The 21,971-nt window shown below is 69.5% G+C and carries 17 protein-coding genes and 2 pseudogenes; 8 read left to right on the top strand and 11 right to left on the bottom strand.

Features of this window, described 5'->3' with window-relative positions; genetic code table 11:
• Positions 1–241 precede the first annotated feature (241 nt).
• The 5 genes and pseudogenes from H8R17_RS31830 to H8R17_RS31810 all read left to right on the top strand — a co-directional run bounded on the left by H8R17_RS31830 (position 242) and on the right by H8R17_RS31810 (position 4,698).
• Positions 242–897: pseudogene (locus tag H8R17_RS31830) on the top strand (alcohol dehydrogenase catalytic domain-containing protein).
• Positions 898–1,048: 151 nt separating this feature from the next.
• A complete protein-coding gene (locus H8R17_RS31825; RefSeq protein ID WP_187826681.1) occupies positions 1,049–1,564 on the top strand; it encodes a hypothetical protein in 516 nt (171 codons plus the stop codon).
• A 186-nt stretch (positions 1,565–1,750) separates the two neighbouring features.
• On the top strand, positions 1,751–3,430 hold the full coding sequence (locus H8R17_RS31820) for a chloride channel protein (RefSeq protein ID WP_187826702.1): 1,680 nt from the start codon (positions 1,751–1,753) through the stop codon (positions 3,428–3,430).
• A gap of 46 nt (positions 3,431–3,476) precedes the next feature.
• Complete coding sequence (locus tag H8R17_RS47575) at positions 3,477–3,923, top strand: DUF1929 domain-containing protein (protein WP_262505652.1); 447 nt, start codon at positions 3,477–3,479, stop codon at positions 3,921–3,923.
• Positions 3,924–3,951: 28 nt separating this feature from the next.
• Entirely contained in the window at positions 3,952–4,698 is a 747-nt protein-coding gene (locus H8R17_RS31810) for a DUF4142 domain-containing protein (RefSeq protein WP_187826680.1), read from the top strand.
• 22 nt (positions 4,699–4,720) lie between these two features.
• Here the strand turns inward: H8R17_RS31810 and H8R17_RS31805 are convergent, their stop codons facing one another.
• Positions 4,721–5,449 carry a hypothetical protein gene (locus H8R17_RS31805; RefSeq protein WP_262505651.1) on the bottom strand — a complete coding sequence of 243 codons (729 nt, stop codon included), beginning with the start codon at positions 5,447–5,449 and terminating at the stop codon, positions 4,721–4,723.
• 434 nt (positions 5,450–5,883) lie between these two features.
• On the bottom strand, positions 5,884–6,975 hold the full coding sequence (locus H8R17_RS31800) for a PP2C family protein-serine/threonine phosphatase (RefSeq protein ID WP_187826679.1): 1,092 nt from the start codon (positions 6,973–6,975) through the stop codon (positions 5,884–5,886).
• Between the two features lie 613 nt (positions 6,976–7,588).
• Here H8R17_RS31800 and H8R17_RS31795 point away from each other — a divergent pair.
• Positions 7,589–9,064 (top strand): SulP family inorganic anion transporter, encoded by a 1,476-nt coding sequence (locus tag H8R17_RS31795; protein WP_187826678.1) that lies wholly within the window; start codon positions 7,589–7,591, stop codon positions 9,062–9,064.
• Between the two features lie 15 nt (positions 9,065–9,079).
• Here the strand turns inward: H8R17_RS31795 and H8R17_RS31790 are convergent, their stop codons facing one another.
• The 9 genes from H8R17_RS31790 to H8R17_RS31750 all read right to left on the bottom strand — a co-directional run bounded on the left by H8R17_RS31790 (position 9,080) and on the right by H8R17_RS31750 (position 20,188).
• Complete coding sequence (locus tag H8R17_RS31790; protein WP_187826677.1) at positions 9,080–11,641, bottom strand: DUF4118 domain-containing protein; 2,562 nt, start codon at positions 11,639–11,641, stop codon at positions 9,080–9,082.
• Between the two features lie 8 nt (positions 11,642–11,649).
• Positions 11,650–12,336 carry a response regulator gene (locus tag H8R17_RS31785; RefSeq protein ID WP_187826676.1) on the bottom strand — a complete coding sequence of 229 codons (687 nt, stop codon included), beginning with the start codon at positions 12,334–12,336 and terminating at the stop codon, positions 11,650–11,652.
• Between the two features lie 163 nt (positions 12,337–12,499).
• Positions 12,500–13,114 (bottom strand): potassium-transporting ATPase subunit KdpC, encoded by a 615-nt coding sequence (gene kdpC / locus H8R17_RS31780; RefSeq protein ID WP_187826675.1) that lies wholly within the window; start codon positions 13,112–13,114, stop codon positions 12,500–12,502.
• 5 nt (positions 13,115–13,119) lie between these two features.
• Positions 13,120–15,255 carry a potassium-transporting ATPase subunit KdpB gene (kdpB, locus tag H8R17_RS31775; protein WP_187826674.1) on the bottom strand — a complete coding sequence of 712 codons (2,136 nt, stop codon included), beginning with the start codon at positions 15,253–15,255 and terminating at the stop codon, positions 13,120–13,122.
• Positions 15,252–16,952: a potassium-transporting ATPase subunit KdpA gene (gene kdpA / locus H8R17_RS31770; RefSeq protein ID WP_187826673.1), complete on the bottom strand. Its 1,701-nt coding sequence runs from the start codon at positions 16,950–16,952 to the stop codon at positions 15,252–15,254. Before kdpA ends, kdpB begins: the two co-directional genes overlap by 4 nt.
• Positions 16,953–16,961: 9 nt before the next feature.
• Positions 16,962–17,051: a K(+)-transporting ATPase subunit F gene (gene kdpF, locus H8R17_RS31765; protein WP_187826672.1), complete on the bottom strand. Its 90-nt coding sequence runs from the start codon at positions 17,049–17,051 to the stop codon at positions 16,962–16,964.
• A 307-nt stretch (positions 17,052–17,358) separates the two neighbouring features.
• Complete coding sequence (locus H8R17_RS31760; protein WP_316959585.1) at positions 17,359–18,069, bottom strand: TrkA family potassium uptake protein; 711 nt, start codon at positions 18,067–18,069, stop codon at positions 17,359–17,361.
• Positions 18,070–18,073: 4 nt separating this feature from the next.
• Positions 18,074–19,435: a potassium transporter TrkG gene (locus H8R17_RS31755; protein WP_316959584.1), complete on the bottom strand. Its 1,362-nt coding sequence runs from the start codon at positions 19,433–19,435 to the stop codon at positions 18,074–18,076.
• Positions 19,436–19,936: 501 nt separating this feature from the next.
• Positions 19,937–20,188 (bottom strand): hypothetical protein, encoded by a 252-nt coding sequence (locus H8R17_RS31750; protein WP_187826670.1) that lies wholly within the window; start codon positions 20,186–20,188, stop codon positions 19,937–19,939.
• A 212-nt stretch (positions 20,189–20,400) separates the two neighbouring features.
• Here H8R17_RS31750 and H8R17_RS31745 point away from each other — a divergent pair, with 212 nt between their 5' ends.
• Both H8R17_RS31745 and H8R17_RS31740 read left to right on the top strand, forming a co-directional pair.
• Positions 20,401–21,642, top strand: a complete 1,242-nt coding sequence (locus tag H8R17_RS31745; protein WP_187826669.1) for a sodium:proton antiporter — start codon at positions 20,401–20,403, stop codon at positions 21,640–21,642.
• A gap of 133 nt (positions 21,643–21,775) precedes the next feature.
• Positions 21,776–21,971: pseudogene (locus tag H8R17_RS31740) on the top strand (hypothetical protein); the annotation flags it as partial.

Below are 21,971 nucleotides of genomic sequence, written 5' to 3'. Positions count from 1 at the left end.
CCGGCGAGCACCGCAGAGGGGCGCACCGTCTGGTCCGTCACCGTGGCGACCGGCAACCGCGAGCAGAAGCACACATACCCGGGTGACCGGCGGCTCGTGCTGAGCGGCCGCGACACCACGCGACTCGACCGCGTCGCCACGGAAGCCGCTGCCACGGTCTTCCCTGCGGATCTCACCCGGCCCGGGCGGCCGAGAGCTTCCGAGCGGCCGCCAAGGCGCGGCGGACGCTCTCGTAGGCATCATGAGGAGCACCGTTGGCTGGCTGATGGAAGGCCCGTCGTCGACACTGCGTCGGACACCACTCGAACGGCGCGACCTGCGCCCCGACGACCTCGCGGTCCGGGTCGGCTACTGCGGTGTCTGTCACACCGATGGTGCACGCCGTCAGCGCCCGGTCCGGCGAAGGAGGCCGGCTCCTGGTGCCGGGGCACGAGTTCACGGGCGTGGTGACCGAGGCCGGACCTGCGGTCACCCGCTTCACCGTCGGCGACCCGGTCGCGGTGGGCAACATCGTCGATTCGTGCGGCGAGTGCGCCATGTGCCGGGCCGGTCAGGAGAACTTCTGCCACGCCTTCCCGACCCTGACCTACGACGGCATCGACCGGCACGACGGATCGACCACCCTACCGGCGGCTGGTCGCCAGGGACGGGACGCTCAGCCACCTCGGATCCACCACCGTGGAGACCACTGACCTGCTCGTGGGTCGCAAGAAACTCAGCTCCGCAGGCAGCGGCGGCAGGCACGCGACCGCCACCATGCTCGACTTCTGCTCCGAACAGGGCATCACCGCCGACATCGAGGTGCTCCCCTCGGCGCGCGTGAACGAGGCGCTCGACCGCCTCCGACGCAACGATGTCCGCTACCGCTTCGTACTCGACATGTCCGACCTGGGCTGACGGCGAGGGCCAAGAGGGAGCAGCTCCTCCCGGGTGCGGGCCTGCTTGGCCCGTCCGACACGCTCGTCGAATTCGGCCCTGCCGTCCCCCTCACCTGCGACTGTCCGGGGGCGGCGACCCCGGCCGCCCAGCACGTTCGCATAATGCAAAGATGGCAGATATCAATCAACGTACCCGAGCCGTCCTGGCGGCTGTGTCGATCGCCGCCCTCATCGCACTGACCGCCGGGTGCGCGAACGACAATGCCGCCGCCCCCGCCCCCGAGGCCACCGGCCCCACCACGGGTCCCGGCCGGGCCGACGTCCAGGCCCCGGGCGTTGACCTGACGGTGACGCACGCCGTCGCGCATCTGGACGCCGCCGGCGACGGCACGCTGACCATGGCGGTGCGCAACGAGGACGGCGTTCCCGAGCACCTCGGCATGGTCGCCACCCCGGACGGCGGGCGCGGCGCGCTCGTCGGCGCGAAAGCGGTCGAAGGCAACGGATCGCTGGCCACAGCGGGGATCCTGCTGCAGACCGGAACCACCGTCACCTTCGGCGGGAACGGGCCGCGCGTGCTGCTGACGCACGTGAAGGGCGTCACCAACCATCACACACTGCCGGTTTCGCTCCAGTTCGGCGTGGCCGGACTGGTCCGCCTCCAGGCACGGGTCACTCCGGACTGAGCCCGGCACACCGAGGCACCCCGCGCGAAGCACCCCTTGACACGTTTTGCATAATGCAAAAGTGAGGAAGGGGAACGGATGGGTATCACTCAGGCGGCCGGACGCAGCGAGCACGTCGGGGCTGCGGAGAGCACCTTCGACGCGGTGCGCAGAACGGCCGGGCTAAGCAGGGCGCCCTGGGGCGTAATGGCGCTCGCCCTAGTGGTCGGCGCCGGGGCCGGTGCGGGTTCGGTCGTCTTCCGCTGGTGCATCACGACCTTCACCCGCCTGCTCTCCGGCCACGCCGACTACGCCGCCTCGCCCGGCACGGGCAACCCGCACGTACCGTGGCTCGGCCCGTACTTCGTGCTGCTCGCCCCGGTCATCGGCGGTCTGCTGTACGGGCCGCTGGTGAACCGGTTCGCGAAGGAGGCGCGCGGGCACGGGGTGCCGGAGGTGATGCTGGCCGTCGCCCAGCGCGGTGGCCGGATCAGCCCGAAGGTCGCGGTGGTCAAGACGCTCGCCTCCGCCCTGTGTATCGGCTCGGGCGGTTCGGTGGGCCGCGAGGGGCCGATCGTGCAGATCGGTTCCGCCCTCGGCTCCACGCTGGGGCTGCTGACCAAGGTGACCGAGGGGCGGATGAAGCTGCTGGTCGCGTGCGGCGCGGCGGGCGGTATCGCCGCGACCTTCAACGCGCCGCTGGCCGGCGTGTTCTTCGCCATGGAGCTGATCCTGGGCGCCTTCTCCGCGGAGGCTTTTGGCGCGACGGTCCTGGCGAGCGTCACCGCGAGCGTGATCGGCCGGGCCGCCTTCGGCGACGTCGCCTTCCTGACCCTGCCCGCCTTCCATGTCGGCCATATCGCGCAGTACGGCCTGTTCGCCCTGCTCGGCATCATCGCCGCGGTGGTCGGCGTGGGCTTCGCCCGGGTGCTGTATCTGATCGAGGACGCCTGCGACTGGCTCTGGCGCGGCCCGGAGTGGCTGCGCCCAGCGGTCGGTGGGCTGGCGCTCGGCCTGGTGCTGTTCGCGCTGCCGGAGATGTACGGGGTCGGCTATCCGGTGCTGGAGAAGGCCACCGAGGGCGGGTACGCGGTCGGGTTCCTGCTGCTGTTGCTGGTGGGCAAGGTACTGGCGACCAGCCTGACCATCGGCATCGGCGGCTCGGGCGGGGTGTTCGCGCCGAGCCTGTTCGTCGGGGCGACGCTCGGTGCAGCGTACGGCGCGGGCGTCCACCATCTGATGCCCGCCACAGCCGGCTCCGTGGGGGCGTACTCGCTGGTCGGGATGGGTGCCGTGTTCGCCGGGGCCTCCCGGGCGCCGATCACCGCCGTGGTGATCCTGTTCGAGCTGACCGGCGAGTACTCGATCATCCTGCCGCTGATGCTGGCCATCGCGCTGGCCACCGCCGTCAGCCACCTGCTGACCCGCGACACGATCTACACCCTCAAACTGCGCCGCCGCGGCATAGACCTCGAAGGCCCCGCCCCCGGGGCGCGGATCGGCGCGCAGCCGGTGGGTTCCGTCATGGATCCGCTGCCCTCTCCGCTGCCGGCATCGACCGAACTCGCGGACGCAGCCGACGTGTTGAGCCTGTCCGGGTACGGGGCACTGCCGGTCGTCGACGCCTCCGGGCGCTACGTGGGCGTCGTCACCGCCCAGGTGATCGCCGAGGCACTGGCGGAGCAGCCGGACGCGGTCCCGGCGACGGTGGGGCAGCTCGCCGAGCCGCCCGCACGCATCACGACCGACCAGCCCCTCGCGCAGGCGCTGCACGCCCTGCTGTCGGCGGCGGGAACCGGGGTACCGGTGCTCGACCCCGCACACGACAGGCCGGTCGGCTGGCTCAGCCCGCAGAGCGCCCTGCGGGCCGTACACGCGGCCGCATAGGCGGCCCTGGTGCGAGCCCCGGGACAGTCCGCGCCAAGTCCAGCGCATGCCCTCACCGCAGTCTTCGCAGCGCCAGACCCTGCTCGGCGTCGCAGCCGTCACAGCCCTCGCCGCCCTCAACGCCCCGGCCGTGACAGGCTTCGCCCGGCACACCTACCACCGGTGGGAGATCAACCAGCCCGAGTACAAGGCGAGTTACGGCCACTGGTCCCTCGCCGCGCTGCCGGAGATGCGCCCCGGATCCGCCACCCACGTCACCGACTTCGACCAGCGCTCCGTCGCCCTGGACATCACCCGGCGCGGCAAGGGCTCGCTCACCGTCCGCGTGCCCGACGACGCCGCTCTCGTCCCGCCCGGCTGGTGCACGGCCGTCGCCGTCGACGAAGAGGCGTCCCGCCGCGCACCGGGCCCTTGTGTGACACAAAACACAGAGCAGCGTGCAAAATTTACCCAGTGCAATGATGGAGAAAGTCGACTCGTCCGTACCTCCTGACACGGATCCACTCACGTCAGGAGTTTCCATGCCCCTCTCTCGCACCAGGATCGGCACCGTCTTCATGGGCGGTGCTCTGGTCCTCACCCTCTCCGCGCTCGCCTACCCCGCCATGCTCGGCGTACAGAACATCGCGACGGGTACGTCCCGGATCGTCTCGAACACCCAGTTCGGGCCGTTGACCGAGGCGGACCGCGACTTCGTGGTCAAGGTGCGCTCGGCCGGACTGTGGGAGTACCCCCTCGGCGAGATGTCCATGAAGCGGGGCACCACGAAGGAGATGAAGGAGGCCGGCAAACACCTCGTCGTCGGGCACGCCCTGCTCGACGCCAACTGCCGCAGGATCGCCACCCAGCTGTACATCACCCTGCCCAACCAGGCCACCCCACAGCAGCAGCAGTTCGTCGCCACCGCGGCTTCGAAGAGCGGCAAGGAGTTCGACTCCACCGCCGTCAACATCATGCGCGTCACGCACGGGCAGATCTTCCCGACCATCGCCAAGATCCGCGCCACCACCAAGAACACGCTGGTGCGCCAGCTGGCCGACCAGGCCAACGACGTCGTCCTGGACCACATTTCGGTCCTGGAGAAGACAGGCCTGGTCAACTTCGACCAGGTCATCTCCCAGCAGACCGCCGCACCGCAGCTGCCCAAGGAACAGCTCACCCCGCCCGTGCCCCAGAGGGGCGCCCCGGTCGTCGCCCTGACCCCACGCCCGGACCTGCCGGACTTCTACAACGCGGCGTCCCCGAGCCCCGCGCCGGCCACCGGGTGATCATGATGCGGCGGCCTGTTCCTCACCGGGACGTCCCCTCACCGGGGGCCGAGGGCGCCGGACAGCCTGACACTGTATGGGAGAGCCGGAAGGAGCGTACGACCGCGAGCGCGCATGCGGCGACCAGGGCCGCGGCCCAGCCGCTCAGCGAGCGAAGAGGATCTGTCCAGGACGCCCCGGCCTCCACACCGCGCGGCGGCACCCTCCCCTTCATGTCGTGCACGACGGCGAGAGCGTCGCCGGGCCGGGTGGCCTTTCCGCAGCCGCGCCAGATGCGGACCTGCAGGGGGGCACCGTACTGGTCGGCCACCGAGCAGAAGTAGCGGCCGTGACCGGAGACGGTTCCCGGTCCGCCCTCCACCGAGGTCACCACCACGGACTCCACGCGCCCCCGCTCCGCCAGGACCACGCCCACGGCAGCCTGGGGCGCCAGAAGCGCGAGGCAGGCCCCGAGCACGGCGACGATGCCGACCAGCGCCCGCCCCGCCCGCACGACGCAGAGGTAGAGAACGAGCGCAGCGACACACACCAGGCCGCCCTCGCCGTCCGCCAGCCCGGGAACGCCGTACCAGGCACCGGCGACCGAGCTGCCGATGAGCACTCCCGCTGCCGCGCACCCGACCAGGAGCCCCTCCGCGGTCAGCCACCACGGCGGCAGGCCGACGAACTCGGCCGGCCCCCACACCCTGCTCCGCAGATGCGCCATCAGGTGCGGTTCCGGCGTCGCCACGGGCGGGCGTCGTCGCCCCATGCGCACCATCCTTCCCGGGCGTCCTTCCACGATCCGCCATCCTGGTGTGTCAGGCGGACGGTTCGCACTGCCCTCGGCCGGACACGCGCACGCGGCCCGCATTGCCGGGATCAGGCAGCGAGGCTGCATCATTCCCTTGCATTATGCAAAACGCGTGGCGAGCGGTGAAGAGCGGCCCGACTCCGGCAGGGACGCAGACATCGCGGGCCACGGAAGGTCCGCCGCCCAGGCCGGCGGTGCGACTCCGTGTCGTCCAGCGAGCGCAGCCACCGCACGACCCGGAGTTCGCATGGCATTGCTCCGGCAGCGGGAATCCTGAGCAGGGCCTGCGATCTTGATTTAGCGACGATTGCGGCATACAGGCATCTTTGCGCCCAGTGTCAGCCATAGTGACGTAAGCCAGTAAAGACCGTTTACCGCGCCGAAGTCCCTGCTCACTCACCCGCTGGAAGCGATTTCCCGTCCCCATGACCGTGGTAGCGCAACAGGAGCATCGCGGCGTCGTCATGGGGCGGCCCGGCGGCGTGCTGGACCAGGTCCTCGCGCAGCGCCTCCAGGGCGCGGTGCGCCTCCGGGTCCTTCAGCAGGTGCACACGCTCGACGAGCGGATAGAAGCGACCTGCCCCGTCACGGGCCTCGGTGACCCCGTCGGTGTACAGCAGCAGTTGCTCCCCGGCCTGGAAGCCCACCCGGTAGGGCTTGGGACCCTCGCGGCCATGGGCTCCCAGTCCCAGCGGGAGGGCGTAGGAGGGCGGCTCCGGGAAGTCCGCGCTGCCGTCACGGCGTACGAGCATCGGGGCCGGGTGACCGTAGTTGAGAAGGACCGTCTCATGGTCCGAGCCGATCTCCGCGAGGATCGCGGTGACGAACTTCTCCCCCTCCAACTCCCGGGCCACGCTGCGCTCCAGGCGCTCGCCCAGCCCGACGAGGTCCGGCTCGTCGTGCGCGGCCTCCCGGAAGGCGCCGAGCACCACGGCGGCCGTCTCGACCGCCGCCAGCCCCTTGCCCTGCACGTCCCCGACGATGACGCGGACACCGTGCGGGGAGGCCACCACCTCGTACAGGTCTCCGCCGATGCGCGCCTCGGCAACTGCCGAGGTGTACGACACGGCCGCCTGCAGCGGGCCCGCGGTCAGCGGGACCGGCCGCAGCAGCACCCGCTGGGCGACCTCGGCGATGGACCGCACACTGGCCAGCTCCGCCTCACGGCGCGAGCGCGTCACGGCCGCCGCGACGCCGATGCCGGTCACGCCCGCCACTGACCCCATGGCCGCGAAACCCCGGCTCTCCTCGAGCATTCCGTTGTAGAGGCCCAGACCCACGCACAGCAGCAGGGCGGCCACGCCGGTGACGGCGGCGCGGCGCCATCCGCCGACCAGGCCGGCGAAGGCGGGCCCGAGCGACACCAGGGGCAAGAGCCCCACCCCCGGCCCGGCCACGAAGTCCACGACCGCGACCACTGCCATCGCCATGACGGGCGTGCCCGACAGCATCTTCGAGCTCGCTGGCGGCTTCTTGTCGGTCATCACGCACTCCAGCGGTGTCGCAGCACCGGAGAGCCACCTGGCCGCAGGCGCCCCTCCCCCAGATTTAGGCTATGCAAAGGTTTCTGGCGTGGGGCGGCCCTCGCTCCGGACCTTTACCCAATCGAGTCCGAGAGCCGACATTCCCGACTGTGGAGGATGGCCATCCGCCACCTGTGTGCGGCGTCAGACTCTCGCAAGGTCTGGAGCACGGACAGAGGCCCGAGGCGATCCCATTTTGCACTGTGCAATCATTTGACCGGGGGCCGACCCGACGGCCGCTTGCCGTTCGGCGCCCAGGAGTGACACCGGCAAGAGGTGTGCGGCACGGGACGGCAGACCGGCCGTGGGCAGGTCCCCTTTTGTGCAGACTCATGACACCGGGCAGGCGGCCCACATGATCCATGCGCGTCCGCCTCCGGCCTGCCCGAAGAGCTCCCCAGGCTTACCGACGCCGGTTGCTGATGGGACGTCAGCAAATCTCACATGGCGAGCCTTGGTCTTGCCTTGAAGCAATCTATACGTCATCTTTACGTTCGGTGTGCCGGGAAGCCTGGTCGGCAGCTTGCCCCGCTGTGGGGCGAGTTCCGCATGCTGTCGACCGAAATGGGAGCTGATGTACCAGCGCATCGCGCGAGAGATCCTTTCCGGCCTGACTGTGGCTATCGTGGCGCTGCCGCTGGCGATTGCCTTCGGCATCACCGCGACAGGCACCTCCGAGGGCGCACTCGTCGGACTGTACGGCGCGATCTTCGCCGGCTTCTTCGCGTCGCTCTTCGGCGGTACGCCCGCGCAGGTGACCGGGCCTACCGGCCCCATCACCGTCGTGGCCACCGGAGTCATCGCCGACCACGGGCTCGACGCCGCGTTTCTCGCGTTCGTCATGGCCGGCGGGTTCCAGATCCTGTTCGGCGTATGCAGGCTCGGGTCGCTCATCCGTTACATCCCGCACTCGGTGGTGTCGGGGTTCATGGGCGGGATCGCGCTGATCATCATCCTGGGAGAACTGGACCAGGTGGGGCAGAGCTTCCTGGTCGTTGCCGGAACGATTGTGCTCATGCTCGTGTCCGGACGAGTGATCAAGTCGATTCCGGCGAGTCTGATCGCGCTCGTGGTCATGACCCTGGCCCTGCGGCTCGTGGACTCATGGATGCGGGACGTGCGGGTGGGGCCTGTCGCGCTCAACTCGGCGATCGACTACATCGGCCGGATTCCGGAGTCGATCCCCTCGATCACCGTTCCCGACATCGGTGGATCGCTGCTCCTCACCCTCCTGCTGCCTGCGCTCAGCATCGCCCTGCTGGGCTCCATCGACTCGCTGCTGACGTCGGTCGTCATGGACAACATCACCGGCCAGCGGCATCGCAGCAACAAGGAACTGATCGGGCAGGGGCTCGGCAACGCCGCCAGCGGGCTGTTCGGCGGACTGGCCAGCGCCGGCGCGACCGTCAGGTCCGTCGTCAATGTCAAAAGCGGCGGCCGCACCGCGCTGTCGGCGGCCACGCACAGCGTCATCCTCCTTGCCCTGGTGGTCGGCCTGGGCGCCGTCGTCCAGTACATTCCGCTCGCGGTGCTGTCGGGGATCCTGATCCTGACCGCGATCGGCATGTTCGACTGGGAGAGCCTGCGCAAGGCGCACGTTTCGCCACGGGGTGACGTCGTCGTGATGTTCGCGACCATGATCGTCACTGTGCTCGTCGACCTGACCGTGGCGGTCGCCGTCGGCGTCGTCCTCGCGCTCGCCGTGCACGTCGTGAAGTCGCGTCGGCGCAAGGCGTCGGTCGTGCACGACGGCGACGACAACTACCGCATCGAGGGGCCGCTGTCGTTCCTGTCCGTCGACCATGTCTTCACCACGCTGCGCAACGACCTGACGAACGTATCGCTGAGCCTGAAGGACGTGGACTACATCGACTTGTCGGGGGCGAAGGCGCTGCTGACGTTCATCGACCACTCACACAGGTCCGGCGTCGAACTCGGCCTCAAGGAACTGCCCCCGCATGTCGCGGCACGGCTGGTCGCACTGGCGAACGATGAGCAGCGCGACAAGCTGGAAGCAGTCGTCGAGGACCGCCTGACAGGACTCCGTTAGGGCCTGCCCGACGGCTCAGGTCCGAAGGGTTCTCGTCATGGTGGTGACCGGCAGGTCGGGGCGGACGGCGGGCCGGCCGGGCGCCGCCTGGAGCGTCAGCACCATGGTGAGGCCGCCGCCGGGTGTGTCCTCGGCGTTGAGGGTGCCGCCCATGGCCTCGGCGAAGCCGCGGGCCACCGCGAGGCCGAGGCCGACGCCGGCACCGCGTGGCGCGTCGCCGTACCGCTGGAACGGCGCGAAGATCCGTTCCTTGGCCTCGTCGGGCACGCCGGGTCCGCGGTCCACCACCCGTACGTCGACGCGGTCGCCGAGCGCGCTGGCCAAGACGAGGACCTTCTCGCCGGCGGGGCTGTACTTGACGGCGTTCTCGACGACATTGGCGACCGTGCGTTCCAGCAGTCCGGGGTCGACGGCGACCATGGGCAGGGTCTCGGGGATGTCCAGCTCCACGCTGTCCTCCGGGACGCCGCCCAGCGCCATCGGCACCACCTCGTCGAGGTCGATCTCGCGGATCAGCGGAGTGACGGTGCCGGTCTGCAGGCGGGAGATGTCGAGCAGGTTGCCCACGAGGTGGTCGAGGCGGTCCGCGCCTTCCTCGATACTCTCCAGCAGTTCGGCCTGGTCCTCCTCGGACCACTCCACGTCCGCCGAGCGCAGCGAGGAGACACCGGCCTTGATGGCGGCGAGCGGCGTGCGCAGGTCGTGACTGACTGCGGCCAGCAGCGCGGTGCGGATGCGGTTGCCCTCGGCCAGCTCCTCGGCCTGGTCGGCCTGGACCTGCAGACGCTGGCGGTCCAGGACGACGGCCGCCTGGGCGGCGAACGCGGCGAGGACGCGGCGGTCCTCGGCGGGCAGGACGCGCCCGGTCAGGGCGAGCGCCATGTGGTCGCCGACCGGCATGTCGACGTCGGCGTCCTCGGGCCGCTCAAGTGGGCGGGGCTCCCCGACGCCGGCGGTGACCGTCCACGGGGCGACGTCGGTCTCGCGTTCCAGGAGCACCACCGTGTCCATCGCGAAGGTCTCGCGGACCCGTTCCAGCAGCGCCTCAAGGCCGGTCTCGCCGCGCAGCACGTTGCCCGCCAGGAAGGACAGGATCTCCGACTCGGCGCGCAACCGGGCGGCCTGGTGGGTGCGGCGGGCCGCCAGGTCCACCACCGAGGCCACCGACACCGCGACCGCGAAGAAGACGACGATGGCGACGATGTCCGCCGGGTCCGCGATGGTCCAGGTGTGCACCGGCGGCGTGAAGAACCAGTTCAGCAGCAGCGATCCGGCGGCCGCAGAGGCGAGGGCGGGCAGCAGGCCGCCGAGCAGCGCCGCGCCGACGGTCAGCGCCAGGAAGACCAGCACGTTGTTGGTGAGGTCCGGGCCGGCATCGACGTGTGTGAGCGCATAGGTGAGCAGGAGCGGGCCGAGCACGCCGACCAGCCAGCCCCAGATAATGCGCGCACGGCCCAGGCGGGCGCCGCGCGCGAGGGGCAGTCCCCGGCCCTTGGCGACCTCGTCGTGGGTGACGATGTGGACGTCCAGGTCGGGGCCCGACTCACGGGCGACCGTAGCGCTCACGCCGGGCTCGAACATGTACTGCCAGGACTTGCGGCGGCTGGCGCCGAGCACGATCTGGGTGGCGTTGACGCCGCGCGCGAAGTCCAGCAGCGCGTTCGGGATGTCGTCCCCGATGACATGGTGGAAGGTACCGCCGAGATCCTCGACCAGGGTGCGCTGGACGGCGAGTTGCTTGGGCGAGGCGGAGGTCAGGCCGTCGCTGCGGGCGATGTAGACGGCGAGCACCTCGCCACCGGCACCCTTCTCCGCAAGCCGTGCGGCGCGCCGGATCAGCGTGTGCCCCTCGGGACCACCGGTCAGGCCGACGACGATCCGCTCGCGGGCCTGCCAGGTGGTGCGGATGTCGTGCTCGCCCCGGTACTGCTGGAGGTACTCGTCGACCCGGTCGGCCACCCACAGCAGCGCCAGCTCACGCAGCGCGGTCAGGTTGCCGGGGCGGAAGTAGTTCGACAGCGCGGCATCGACCTTGTCCGGCTTGTAGATGTTGCCGTGCGCCATACGCCGGCGCAGCGCCTGCGGGGACATGTCGACCAGCTCGATCTGGTCGGCGCGGCGCACCACCTCGTCCGGGACGGTCTCCTTCTGCCGTATTCCGGTTATCGCCTCTCCGACGTCGCCCAGCGATTCCAGGTGCTGGATGTTGACGGTCGATATCACGTCGATGCCGGCGGCAAGCAGCTCCTCCACGTCCTGCCACCGCTTGGTGTGGCGCGAGCCGGGCACATTCGTGTGCGCCAGCTCGTCGACCAGCGCCACCTGCGGCTTGCGGGCCAGCACGGCGTCCACGTCCATCTCGGTGAACGTCGTGCCCCGGTACTCCAGCTCCCGGCGCGGGATCTGCTCCAGGCCGTGCAGCATCACCTCGGTGCGCGGCCGGTCGTGGTGCTCGACGAAGGCGACCACGCAGTCGGTGCCCCGTTCGACGCGGCGGTGTGCCTCGGACAGCATCGCGTAGGTCTTGCCGACGCCCGGCGCAGCGCCGAGGTAGATCCGGAGCTTGCCGCGTGCCATGATTCCCGTTACTCCTCGAAGCGGTAGCCCATGCCGGGCTCGGTGATGAGGTGGCGCGGACGTGAAGGGTCCGATTCCAGTTTGCGTCGCAGCTGCGCCATGTAGACGCGCAGGTAGTTCGTATGGTCGCCGTAGGCGGGGCCCCACACCTCCTGGAGCATCTGCTGCTGGCTGATCAGCCGTCCGGGGTTCCGTAGCAGCAGCTCCAGCAGGTGCCACTCGGTCGGGGTGAGGCGGATGTCCTGGCCGCCACTCGTGGCCTTCTTCGCCGTCAGGTCGACCGTGAAGTCCTCGGTACGGATGACCAGGCGCGCGTCGTTCCCCGGTGGCGCCGGGGCCTTGTTGCGCAACGCTACCCGCAGCCGGGCCAGAAGTTCTTCCATACCGAACGGCTTGGTGATGTAGTCGTCGGCGCCGGTGTCGAGCGCCTCGATCTTCTCGGCTTCGGCCCGGCGGGCGGAGACCACCAGGATGGGGATACCGCTCCGGCCGCGCAGTCCTTTGATCACGTCGAGGCCGTCGAGGTCCGGCAGGCCGAGGTCCAGCAGGACCGCGTCGGGCGGACGGACGGCCGCAAGCCGCAGAGCGGTGGCACCGTCGGGTGCCGTGTCCACCTCGTACGTCCGGGCCCTGAGGCTGATCGAGAGGGCCTTGAGCAGCTGGGAATCGTCCTCCACCACCAGCACCCGCGTCATCGCCGTGCCGCCTTCCGTAACCGTACTTGCGTTGATCCGGGCAACCGCTTCTTCACCTTCGCCGCCCCCGTCCGCGCTGTCCTGGGCCGAGACAGCGGCGGGAGCCGACAGGCGGACGATGGCTCCCTTGCCGCGGGCTCCCGCAGGCGCTGTGACGACACGATCAGTTCTTCGCCGCGAGTGCCCTGAGCGCGATGTTGAGTTCGAGGACGTTGACGTGCGGTTCGCCCATGAAGCCGGCGGTGCGGCCGGCAGTGTGCTCGTCGACCAGCTTCCGGACCTGGGCGACGGTCAGGCCGTTCGCCTCGGCGACCCGCTTGACCTGGATGTCCGCGTACTGCGGTGAGATGTCCGGGTCGATGGCGGAGGCTGAGCCGGTGACCGCGTCGGCGGGCACCTTCGACTCGGGTACGCCGTTGAAGGCGGCGACCTGTTTCTTGGCCGCCTTGACCTCCTTGACCAGCCTGGGGTCGCTGGCGCCGAGCTGGCCGGAGCCGGTGGCCAGCGGGTCGTAGCCGCTGTTGGACGGCCGTCCCTGGAACCACTTGGGATCGGGCTTGTCGGTGCCGGGCAGGTTCCAGCTCTGGCCGATCAGCTTGGAGCCGGCCTCCTTGCCGTCGACCTTCACGATCGAGCCGTTGGCCTGGTCGTGGAAGGCCGCCTGCCCGATGCCGGTGACGGCGAGCGGGTAGAGGATGCCGGTCAGGACGGTGAGGACGAGCAGCATGCGCAGCGCCGCCCATGCCAGGCGCCCGGTGTTCGCCACGGAGTTGTTCATGTCCGTCACCCGATTCCGGGGATGAGAGAGATCAGCAGGTCGATGAGTTTGATGCCGATGAACGGCGCGATCAGTCCGCCCAGGCCGTAGATGCCGAGGTTGCGGCGCAGCATCCGGTCCGCGCTCATCGGCCGGTAGCGCACGCCCCGCAGGGCCAGCGGCACGAGGGCGATGATGATCAGGGCGTTGAAGATGACGGCCGAGAGGATCGCCGACTCCGGACTGGCGAGCTGCATGACGTTGAGCTTGTCCAGCGACGGGTACGCCACCGCGAACATCGCCGGGATGATCGCGAAGTACTTCGCGACGTCGTTGGCGATGGAGAACGTGGTCAACGCGCCCCGGGTGATGAGCAGTTGCTTGCCGATCTCGACGATCTCGATCAGCTTGGTCGGATTGGAGTCGAGGTCGACCATGTTGCCGGCCTCCTTGGCGGCCGACGTACCGGTGTTCATCGCCACGCCGACGTCCGCCTGCGCCAGGGCCGGGGCGTCGTTGGTGCCGTCGCCGGTCATCGCGACGAGTTTGCCGCCGGCCTGCTCCCGCTTGATCAGGGCCATCTTGTCCTCGGGCGTGGCCTCGGCGAGGAAGTCGTCAACGCCGGCCTCGTCCGCGATGGCCTTCGCGGTCAGCGGGTTGTCACCGGTGATCATGACGGTCTTGATGCCCATGCGGCGCAGCTCCTCGAACCGCTCCCGCATGCCGTCCTTGACCACGTCCTTGAGGTGGATGACGCCCAACACCCTGGCGCCGTCGGCGTCTTCGGCCGCTACGAGAAGCGGCGTGCCGCCCGCCTCGGATATCTGGTCTGTCAGCGCCTGGGCATCCTGGGCGACCGTACCGCCGCGTTCCGCCACCCAGGCGATCACTGAACCGGCAGCGCCCTTGCGGATCTTCCTGCCGTCCACGTCCACACCCGACATGCGGCGTTGCGCAGTGAACGCGATCCACTCGGCGTGCGCCAACTCGCCCTGGTGCCGCTCACGCAGGCCGTACTTCTCCTTGGCGAGTACGACGACGGAGCGGCCCTCGGGCGTCTCGTCGGCCAGCGAGGACAGCTGCGCGGCGTCGGCGACCTGGGCGGCAGTGGTATCGCCCACCGGCAGGAACTCTGCCGCCTGCCGGTTGCCGAGGGTGATGGTGCCGGTCTTGTCCAGCAGCAGCGTGGAGACGTCACCCGCGGCCTCGACGGCCCGTCCGGACATGGCGAGCACGTTGCGCTGCACCAGCCGGTCCATGCCCGCGATGCCGATCGCCGACAGCAGCGCGCCGATGGTCGTCGGAATCAGGCAGACCAGCAGGGCGGCGAGCACGATCAGCGAGGTCTGCTTGTCGGCGCCCGCGTAGATCGCGAACGGCTTGAGCGTCACGACCGCGAGCAGGAAGACGATCGTCAGCGAGGCGAGCAGGATGTTGAGGGCGATCTCGTTCGGCGTCTTCTGCCGGGCCGCGCCCTCGACAAGGTTGATCATCCGGTCGATGAACGTCTCCCCCGGCCTCGTCGTGATCTTGATGACGATCCGGTCGGAGAGGACCTTCGTGCCGCCGGTGACCGCGGACCGGTCGCCGCCGGACTCGCGGATGACGGGCGCCGACTCACCGGTGATGGCCGACTCGTCGACGGACGCGACGCCCTCGACGACGTCGCCGTCACCGGGGATGATGTCGCCCGCCTCGCACACCACCAGGTCGCCGATCCTCAGCTCGGTGCCCGGCACCGCATTTCCGTCGACCTTGCGGGCCACAGTGTCGGTCTTGGCCCTGCGCAGCGTGTCGGCCTGCGCCTTGCCGCGTCCTTCGGCGACCGCCTCCGCCAGGTTGGCGAAGACCACGGTCAGCCACAGCCAGGCCGCGATGACCCAGCCGAACCAGTTGCCCGGATCCTCGATCGCCAGCACGGTGGTGACGACCGAGCCGATCAGCACCACGAACATCACGGGCGACTTGATCATCACCCGCGGATCCAGCTTGTGCAGCGCGTCCGGCAGCGACTTCCACAGCAGCTGGGGGTCGAACAGGCCCGCGCCGACGCGCCCTTCGTCCTTGTGCCCGCTGGGCACGTCCGTGTGCGGGGCCAGGGCCGGATTGGAAGGAGACGTCCGGGACACAGCGTCCTCTTGCTTCGTGATGTCTGTGGTCATGCCGCCAGCCCCTCGGCGAGCGGGCCCAGCGCCAGGGCCGGGAAGAACGTCAGACCGGTGATGATCAGGATCGCGCCCACCAACAAGCCGGTGAACAGCGGCTTCTCGGTGCGCAGCGTGCCCGCCGTGGCCGGCACCGGCCGCTGCTCGGCGAGCGATCCGGCCAGCGCCAGCACGAACACCATCGGCAGGAACCGGCCCAGCAGCATGCACAGGCCGAGCATCGTGTTGTGGTACTCGGTGTTCGCCGCGAATCCGGCGAAGGCGGAACCGTTGTTGTTCGACGCCGACGTGTAGGCGTACAGGACCTCTGAGAAGCCGTGCGCTCCGACGTTCGTCATCGACGACTGGCCCTTGCCCAGCGCCATCGCCAGTGCGGTGCCGATCAGGACCAGAGCCGGGGTGATGAGGATGTAGCAGGCGGCCAGCTTGATCTCGCGGGTGCCGATCTTCTTGCCCAGGTATTCGGGCGTACGGCCGACCATGAGACCGGCGATGAACACGGCGATGACCGCCATGATCAGCATGCCGTACAGGCCGGAGCCCACCCCGCCGGGCGCGATCTCGCCGAGCATCATGCCGAGCAGCAGCACCCCGCCCGACAACCCTTGGTACGAGTCGAGGAAGGAGTTCACCGACCCGGTCGAGGTCATGGTCGTGGAGACCGCGAACAGGGACGACGGCCCCTCGCCGAAGCGTTGCTCCTTGCCCTCCATCGACCCGCCGGCGATCTGGGAGGCGGTGCCGGGGTGGGCGTACTCGATCCAGGTCACCGCGACCACGCCGAGGAACCAGATCACGGCCATCGCGGCGACGATCGCGTACCCCTGCTCCACCGAGCCGACCATCTTGCCGAAGGTGCGCGGCAGCGAGAACGGGATCACCAGCAGCAGGAAGATCTCCAGCAGATTGGTGAAGCCGTTGGGGTTCTCGAACGGGTGCGAGGAGTTGGCGTTGAAGAAGCCGCCTCCGTTGGTGCCCAGGTCCTTGATGGCCTCCTGGGAAGCCACCGCCCCCGGGCTGATGGCCTGCTTGTCCCCGGTCAGGGTGGTGATCGTGTGGATGCCGCCGAAGTTCTGGATGGCGCCCGCCGCGATCAGGATGACGGCTGCCACCACGGAGATCGGGATCAGGATGCGGACGGTGCCGCGCACCAGGTCGGCCCAGAAGTTGCCCAGGTCTCCGGTGCGGATGGGGGTCCCCCCGCTCGAGCGAAGCCGAGAGTGGGGGCGGGCGAAGCCGCGCACCAGGGCGATCGCCACCGCGATGCCGACGGCAGCGGAGACGAAGTTCTGCACGGCCAGCCCCATCGTCTGGGTGACGTGGCTCATGGCCACCTCGCCCGAGTACGACTGCCAGTTCGTGTTGGACACGAACGACGCGGCGGTGTTGAACGCCTGGTCCGGGGTGATCGGCTTGAAGCCCAGCGACAGCGGCAGCTTGTCCTGCACCCGCTGCAGCAGATACAGGAACAGCACGCTCACGGCGGAGAAGGCGAGCACCCCGCGCAGGTAGGCGGGCCAGCGCATCTCCGCGTCCGGGTTGGCGCCCACCGAGCGGTAGATCCACCGCTCGATGCGCAGGTGCCTCTTGGAGGAGTAGACGGCGGCCATGTAGTCGCCGAAGGGGCGGTGCACCAGGGCGAGCGCGCCGATCAGCGCGGTGACCAGGAGCACGTCAGCAAGGACGGGGCTCATGTCGGCTGCTCAGAACCTCTCCGGGAACACAAGGGCGAGGACGAGATAGACCAGCAGGGCGACGGCCACGACCAGGCCGACGACGTTCTCGGCGGTCACAGCTTCGCCACCCCTTTGGCGATGAGAGCCACCAGCGCGAACACCGCGATCGTGGCGACGACGAAGGCCACATCGGCCATCGCAAGCTCCTGGATGAGGTTCGGAAATGAACGGACCTCTAGAGGGAACCTCCTCGGCGCCCGTATTCACCCGCCCTTGACGCCTCTCTTACGGCGAGCCGCTCTCCTTTGACGGATCCCTGATGCGGCCGTCCGTGGGCTGACTGGCGCCGTCCGTCCGCTGCCGGGGCCGGGCCGGCCAGGAGGAAGGCATGATTGCGCAAGCGCCTCGGCATGCGCGAACGGCGTCAGTCGAGTGCGGCGAAGGACTCCACCGCCTGAGTCTTGCCGGTGACGATGATGACGTCGCCCTTCGATATCACGGTCTCGGCGGTCGCGTAGGTGAAGCCCTCGCCGGGGCGCTTGATGCCGACGACGGTGACGCCGTATTTCGAGCGAACCTGGCTCTGGCCGAGCGGCATGCCGGTGACGACTTCCGGGGTGACGGTCTTGACCAGCGCGTAGTCGTCGTCGAACTCGATGAAGTCCAGCATGCGGCCGGTCACCAGATGGGCCACCCGCTCGCCCATCTCGTGCTCGGGCAGCACCACATGGTGCACACCGAGTCGCTCCAGGATCCGGCCGTGCTGGCGGCTGATGGCCTTGGCCCAGAGGTTGGGCACCTCCGCCTCCAGCAGGTTCGAGGCGATCAGGATGGACGCCTCGATGTCGGTGCCGATGCCCACGACGGCGCTGGTGAACTCGTGCACGCCGAGCTGCCGCAGCGCCTCGGGATCGGTGCAGTCGGCGACGACAGCGTGGGTGAGCTCGTCGCTGAGCCGCTGCACGATCTGCGCGTCGGTGTCGACGCCCAGGACGTCCCAGCCGCGGCGCATCAGCTCGTTGGCGAGGGAACTGCCGAACCGGCCCAGACCGATCACCGCCACCCGCTGGTCCCCGTGCTGTTCGGAGGCGTGGTGCGCGGCCAGCCGCTTGGTCCGGCGGCGACGCAGGTGCACGTGACTAACCAATGACGGGTCGCTCCTCGGGTAGCTGGTAGCGGCGGGTGCGCTCGCGCAGGGCGAGCGCGGAGACGAGGGTGACCGGGCCGAGCCGGCCGACGAACATCAGCACAATGACGATCAGCCGCCCGGCAGTCGGCAGGTCCGCGGTGATGCCGGTGGACAGGCCCACCGTGCCGAAGGCGGACACCGACTCGAAGAGCACCTTCTCGAAGGGCTGGTCCACGACGACGAGCAGCGCGAGGGTCGCGGTCATCACGAAGCCCACGCCGGCCAGCGCGACGGTCAGCGCCTGGCGCAGCACGTGTGGAGCGAGCTTGCGGCCCATGACACCAGAGTGCGGCTCGCCGCGGACCTCAGCGAGCATGGCCGCGCCCAGTACGGCGAAGGTGGACACCTTGATGCCGCCCGCGGTGCCCGCGCTGCCACCGCCCACGAACATCAGCATGCAGGTCAGCAGCAGCGTGGCATCCGTCATCGCGCCGATGTCGACGCTGTTGAACCCGGCCGTGCGGGCCATGGCGGAGTGGAAGAACCCGGCGAGGATCTTCTTGTGCCAGTCGAAGGGCCCGAACGTGTCGTCGTTGTTCCACTCCATGGCGCAGGTCAGCACGGTTCCGACGGCGAGCAGGACGGCGGTGGTGACCACGGTGAGGCGGAAGTGCAGCGACCAGCTGCGGCGGCCGGTGAGTCGCCGCCGTCTGTGGTGCCGCAGCAGTTCCAGCAGTACGGGGAAGCCGATGCCGCCCAGGATCACCGCGATCGCGACCGGCAGGGTCACCCAGGGATCCTGGGCGTACCTGGTCAGGCTGTCGGCGTGCAGTCCGAAACCGGCGTTGTTGAACGCGGAGACGGCGTGGAAGAGCCCGAGGTACGAGGCTTCCCAGATGGATTCGTCGTAGCCGAAGCGCAGTCGCAGCGCGAGGGCGGCGCCCACCGCCAGCTCCACCATGAGCGTGCAGCCCGCGACGCCCAGCAGCACCTTCCGGACGTCGCCGATGCCGAAACTCTTGGTCTCGGCCTGCGCGGTCAGCTGCATCCGCAGCCGCAGCTTGCCCGAGATGAGCAGCCCGAGCAGGGAGGCCATGGTCATGATCCCGAAGCCGCCGACCTGGAACAGGGCAAGGATCACGCCTTGGCCGAACCCACTCCAGTACGTGCCGGTGTCGACCACCACCAGCCCCGTCACACAGACCGCGGAAGTGGAGGTGAACAGAGCCGTCACGAAGTCCGCGGACGAGCCGTCCTCGCTGGCGACCGGCAGCATCAGCAGGGCGGTCCCGAACAGGATCACCGTGCCGAAGGCCATGACAACGGTGCGCGCCGGATGCGCCGCGAACAGCGACTGCCATCCTCGCGTCACCCGGCCCGACCGCGCAGCCCGCGCCGTACTTCCTGCCATCGTCCGGCCCACTCGCCTGTCGTCACCTCGCCAAGGCCGTCTTCAAGGATCAGTCAGGTCCGCGCCAAGATCCCGGCGCCACACTTTAACCGACCCCGAGGGCGCTGTCGGAGCACGAGAGCACCAGGACCGTCCACTGCGGGAGCACACCGTGGGCCGTGTGTCGGAGTGGGGCATACCGGCTTGCCTCGGCGCTGCGGCGCGGCTTCCATGGATCCCGTGTACAGCGCCTGGGTTCTCCTCGGCCGGCCGCCGCGTCCCGTTCGGCCGCCCCGTCGTGCGCCGCGCTCTGCGGAAGCGCCTGCGTCCGTGCCCCGCTGACGCCGCTTGCGCATCCCCTGGGGCGCTGTGACATCCGTCCAGCGCCCTGTCCCCTACAAACCGCACGCCATGTCTGACCCCGCCCTTTCGCCACGTACCGTCCTCGTCACCGGCGCCACCGCCCCGCCCGTTCCCCGGCCGTCAGCCGTTGAGATCGCGAAGGTTGAAGCGGTACGTGCCCGCGGCCACCAGGACGGCGGAGGCTCCGGCGAGGATCCCCGCGTCGGCCCACTGCATGCCGTGCTTCAGCGGCTCGCCGCCGATGTGGTAGTGGAAGGGCGAGAGGTACGCGGCCCAGTCGGCGCCCAGCTGACCGGCGAAGGTGTGGGCGGCCCAGCCGAGGAGGGCATCGCCGCCACGCGGGACGACTCCCCCACCGCCCGCCGCCTGCACGAGATGCGGGCCTTCTACTCCTACATGGGCCTCTCCTGGCAGAGCAGAGCACCGCGCCAGACTGCCGGATACCGGCAGGGAGCACGGTTCCGTCATGCCCATGAGTGATCTGTCAAAGACGCATCAAGAACGGGTAGGGTTCCACCCGGTGTGCCGGGAAGCCTGGTCGGCGAGCAAGGGACAAATCTCTCTTCCGATCGGGGGCGTTCGGCATGGTGCTCGTGGTGGTGTTCGGCGTCGCACTGCTGGTGGCGGTGCTGTTGTCAGGCCTGGCGGCGCGGACCGTGCTGTCCACCTCCTTCCTCTTCCTGGTCGGCGGCGCCGTCGTCAGTGACGGCTTCCTCGGGTTGATCCACATCACGCCGGACAGCGAGATCGTGTCCGTGACGGCCGACCTGGCGCTGTTCGCGGTGCTGTTCACCGACGGCATGCATGTCTCGCTGCCCAAGCTGCGCGCCAACTGGCGCAACCCGGCACGCGCCCTGGGCCTGGGCATGCCGCTGGCGTTCGTGTTCATGGCGCTGGTCACGCACTTCCTGGTGGGCCTGGACTGGACGACGTCCTTCCTGGTCGGCGCCGTCCTCGCGCCGACCGACCCGGTGTTCGCCTCGGCGATCGTCGGCCGCAAGGAAGTTCCCGCGAAGCTGCGGCAGTTGCTGAACGTGGAGAGCGGCATCAATGACGGGCTCGCCCTTCCGGTCGTCCTCCTCCTGATCGCCGCGGCGGGCCCGACGGCCGACAGCGCGGAGGCCTCCGGCTCCAAGATCGCGCTGGAGCTGGTGCTCGGCCTGGTCTTCGGCATCGTGCTGCCGTTCCTGGTCAACGCCCTCGTCCGGTTCCGGCTGCTCGGCGCTGAGCCCAAGCTCCAGCCGTTGCTGCCGCTGGCCACCGGCATCATCCTGTACGCGGCCTGCCACCTCACGCACGCCAACCCCTACCTCGCCGCGTTCTCCGCGGGCGCGGCCATCGTCCACCTCTCACCGGAGGCCAAGGAGTCCTTCGAGCCGCTCGGCGAGGCGCTGGCGGAGCTGGCCAAGTTCGCGGCATTGCTCGTCTTCGGCGCTCTGCTGACCCCGCAGCTGTTCGGCGACCTGTCCTTCGGCGGCTACGTGGCGGTGGTGCTGGCGATCGTCCTGATCCGCCCGGCCTCGCTGCTGCTCTCCCTGATCGGGACGAGCCTGTCGCGCCGGGAGAAGCTGGTGGCGGCCTGGTTCGGCCCGAAGGGCTTCGCCTCGGTGGTCTACGGCCTGCTCGTACTGCAGTCCGGCATCCCGCAGGCCGAAGAGGCGTTCACTCTCATCGCCGTCTGCATCGCCTTCTCGATCATCGCGCACAGCTCCACCGACGTCCCCATTGCCCGCGCCTTCGACGTCGAGGACCTGACCGGCATTCCGGACAAGCACGAGGGTACAGACGCCCGGCCCGAGGAGAACCACGCCGATGCGCGCACGTGACCCGGCCGGACCGTATCCGGCCGCAACGGCAACGGCAATGCCCAGGAGGCGGGACGCCCGGTCACCCGCGTGCCCCCTGCTCGAGCGAAGTTGAGAGCGTCTCGCCCATGTTGGACCATTTCATCGGAGGATCGTGAACGACTGGCACAGCTGGGCCGCAGTTCTCATCTTCGTCGGCGCCTACGCCCTGATCATCAGCGAGAAGATCCACCGCGTCGCCGTCGCCCTCGGCGGCGCCGGACTGATGCTCGCGATCAGGGCCACCGACGACAAGTCCGCCTTCTACTCCGAGCACTCCGGCGTCGACTGGAACGTCATCTTCCTGCTCG

This window comes from Streptomyces sp. TRM68367 (genome assembly GCF_014495685.1).
Taxonomy (GTDB): domain Bacteria; phylum Actinomycetota; class Actinomycetes; order Streptomycetales; family Streptomycetaceae; genus Streptomyces.
This window is presented reverse-complemented; position numbering and strand designations above follow the sequence as displayed.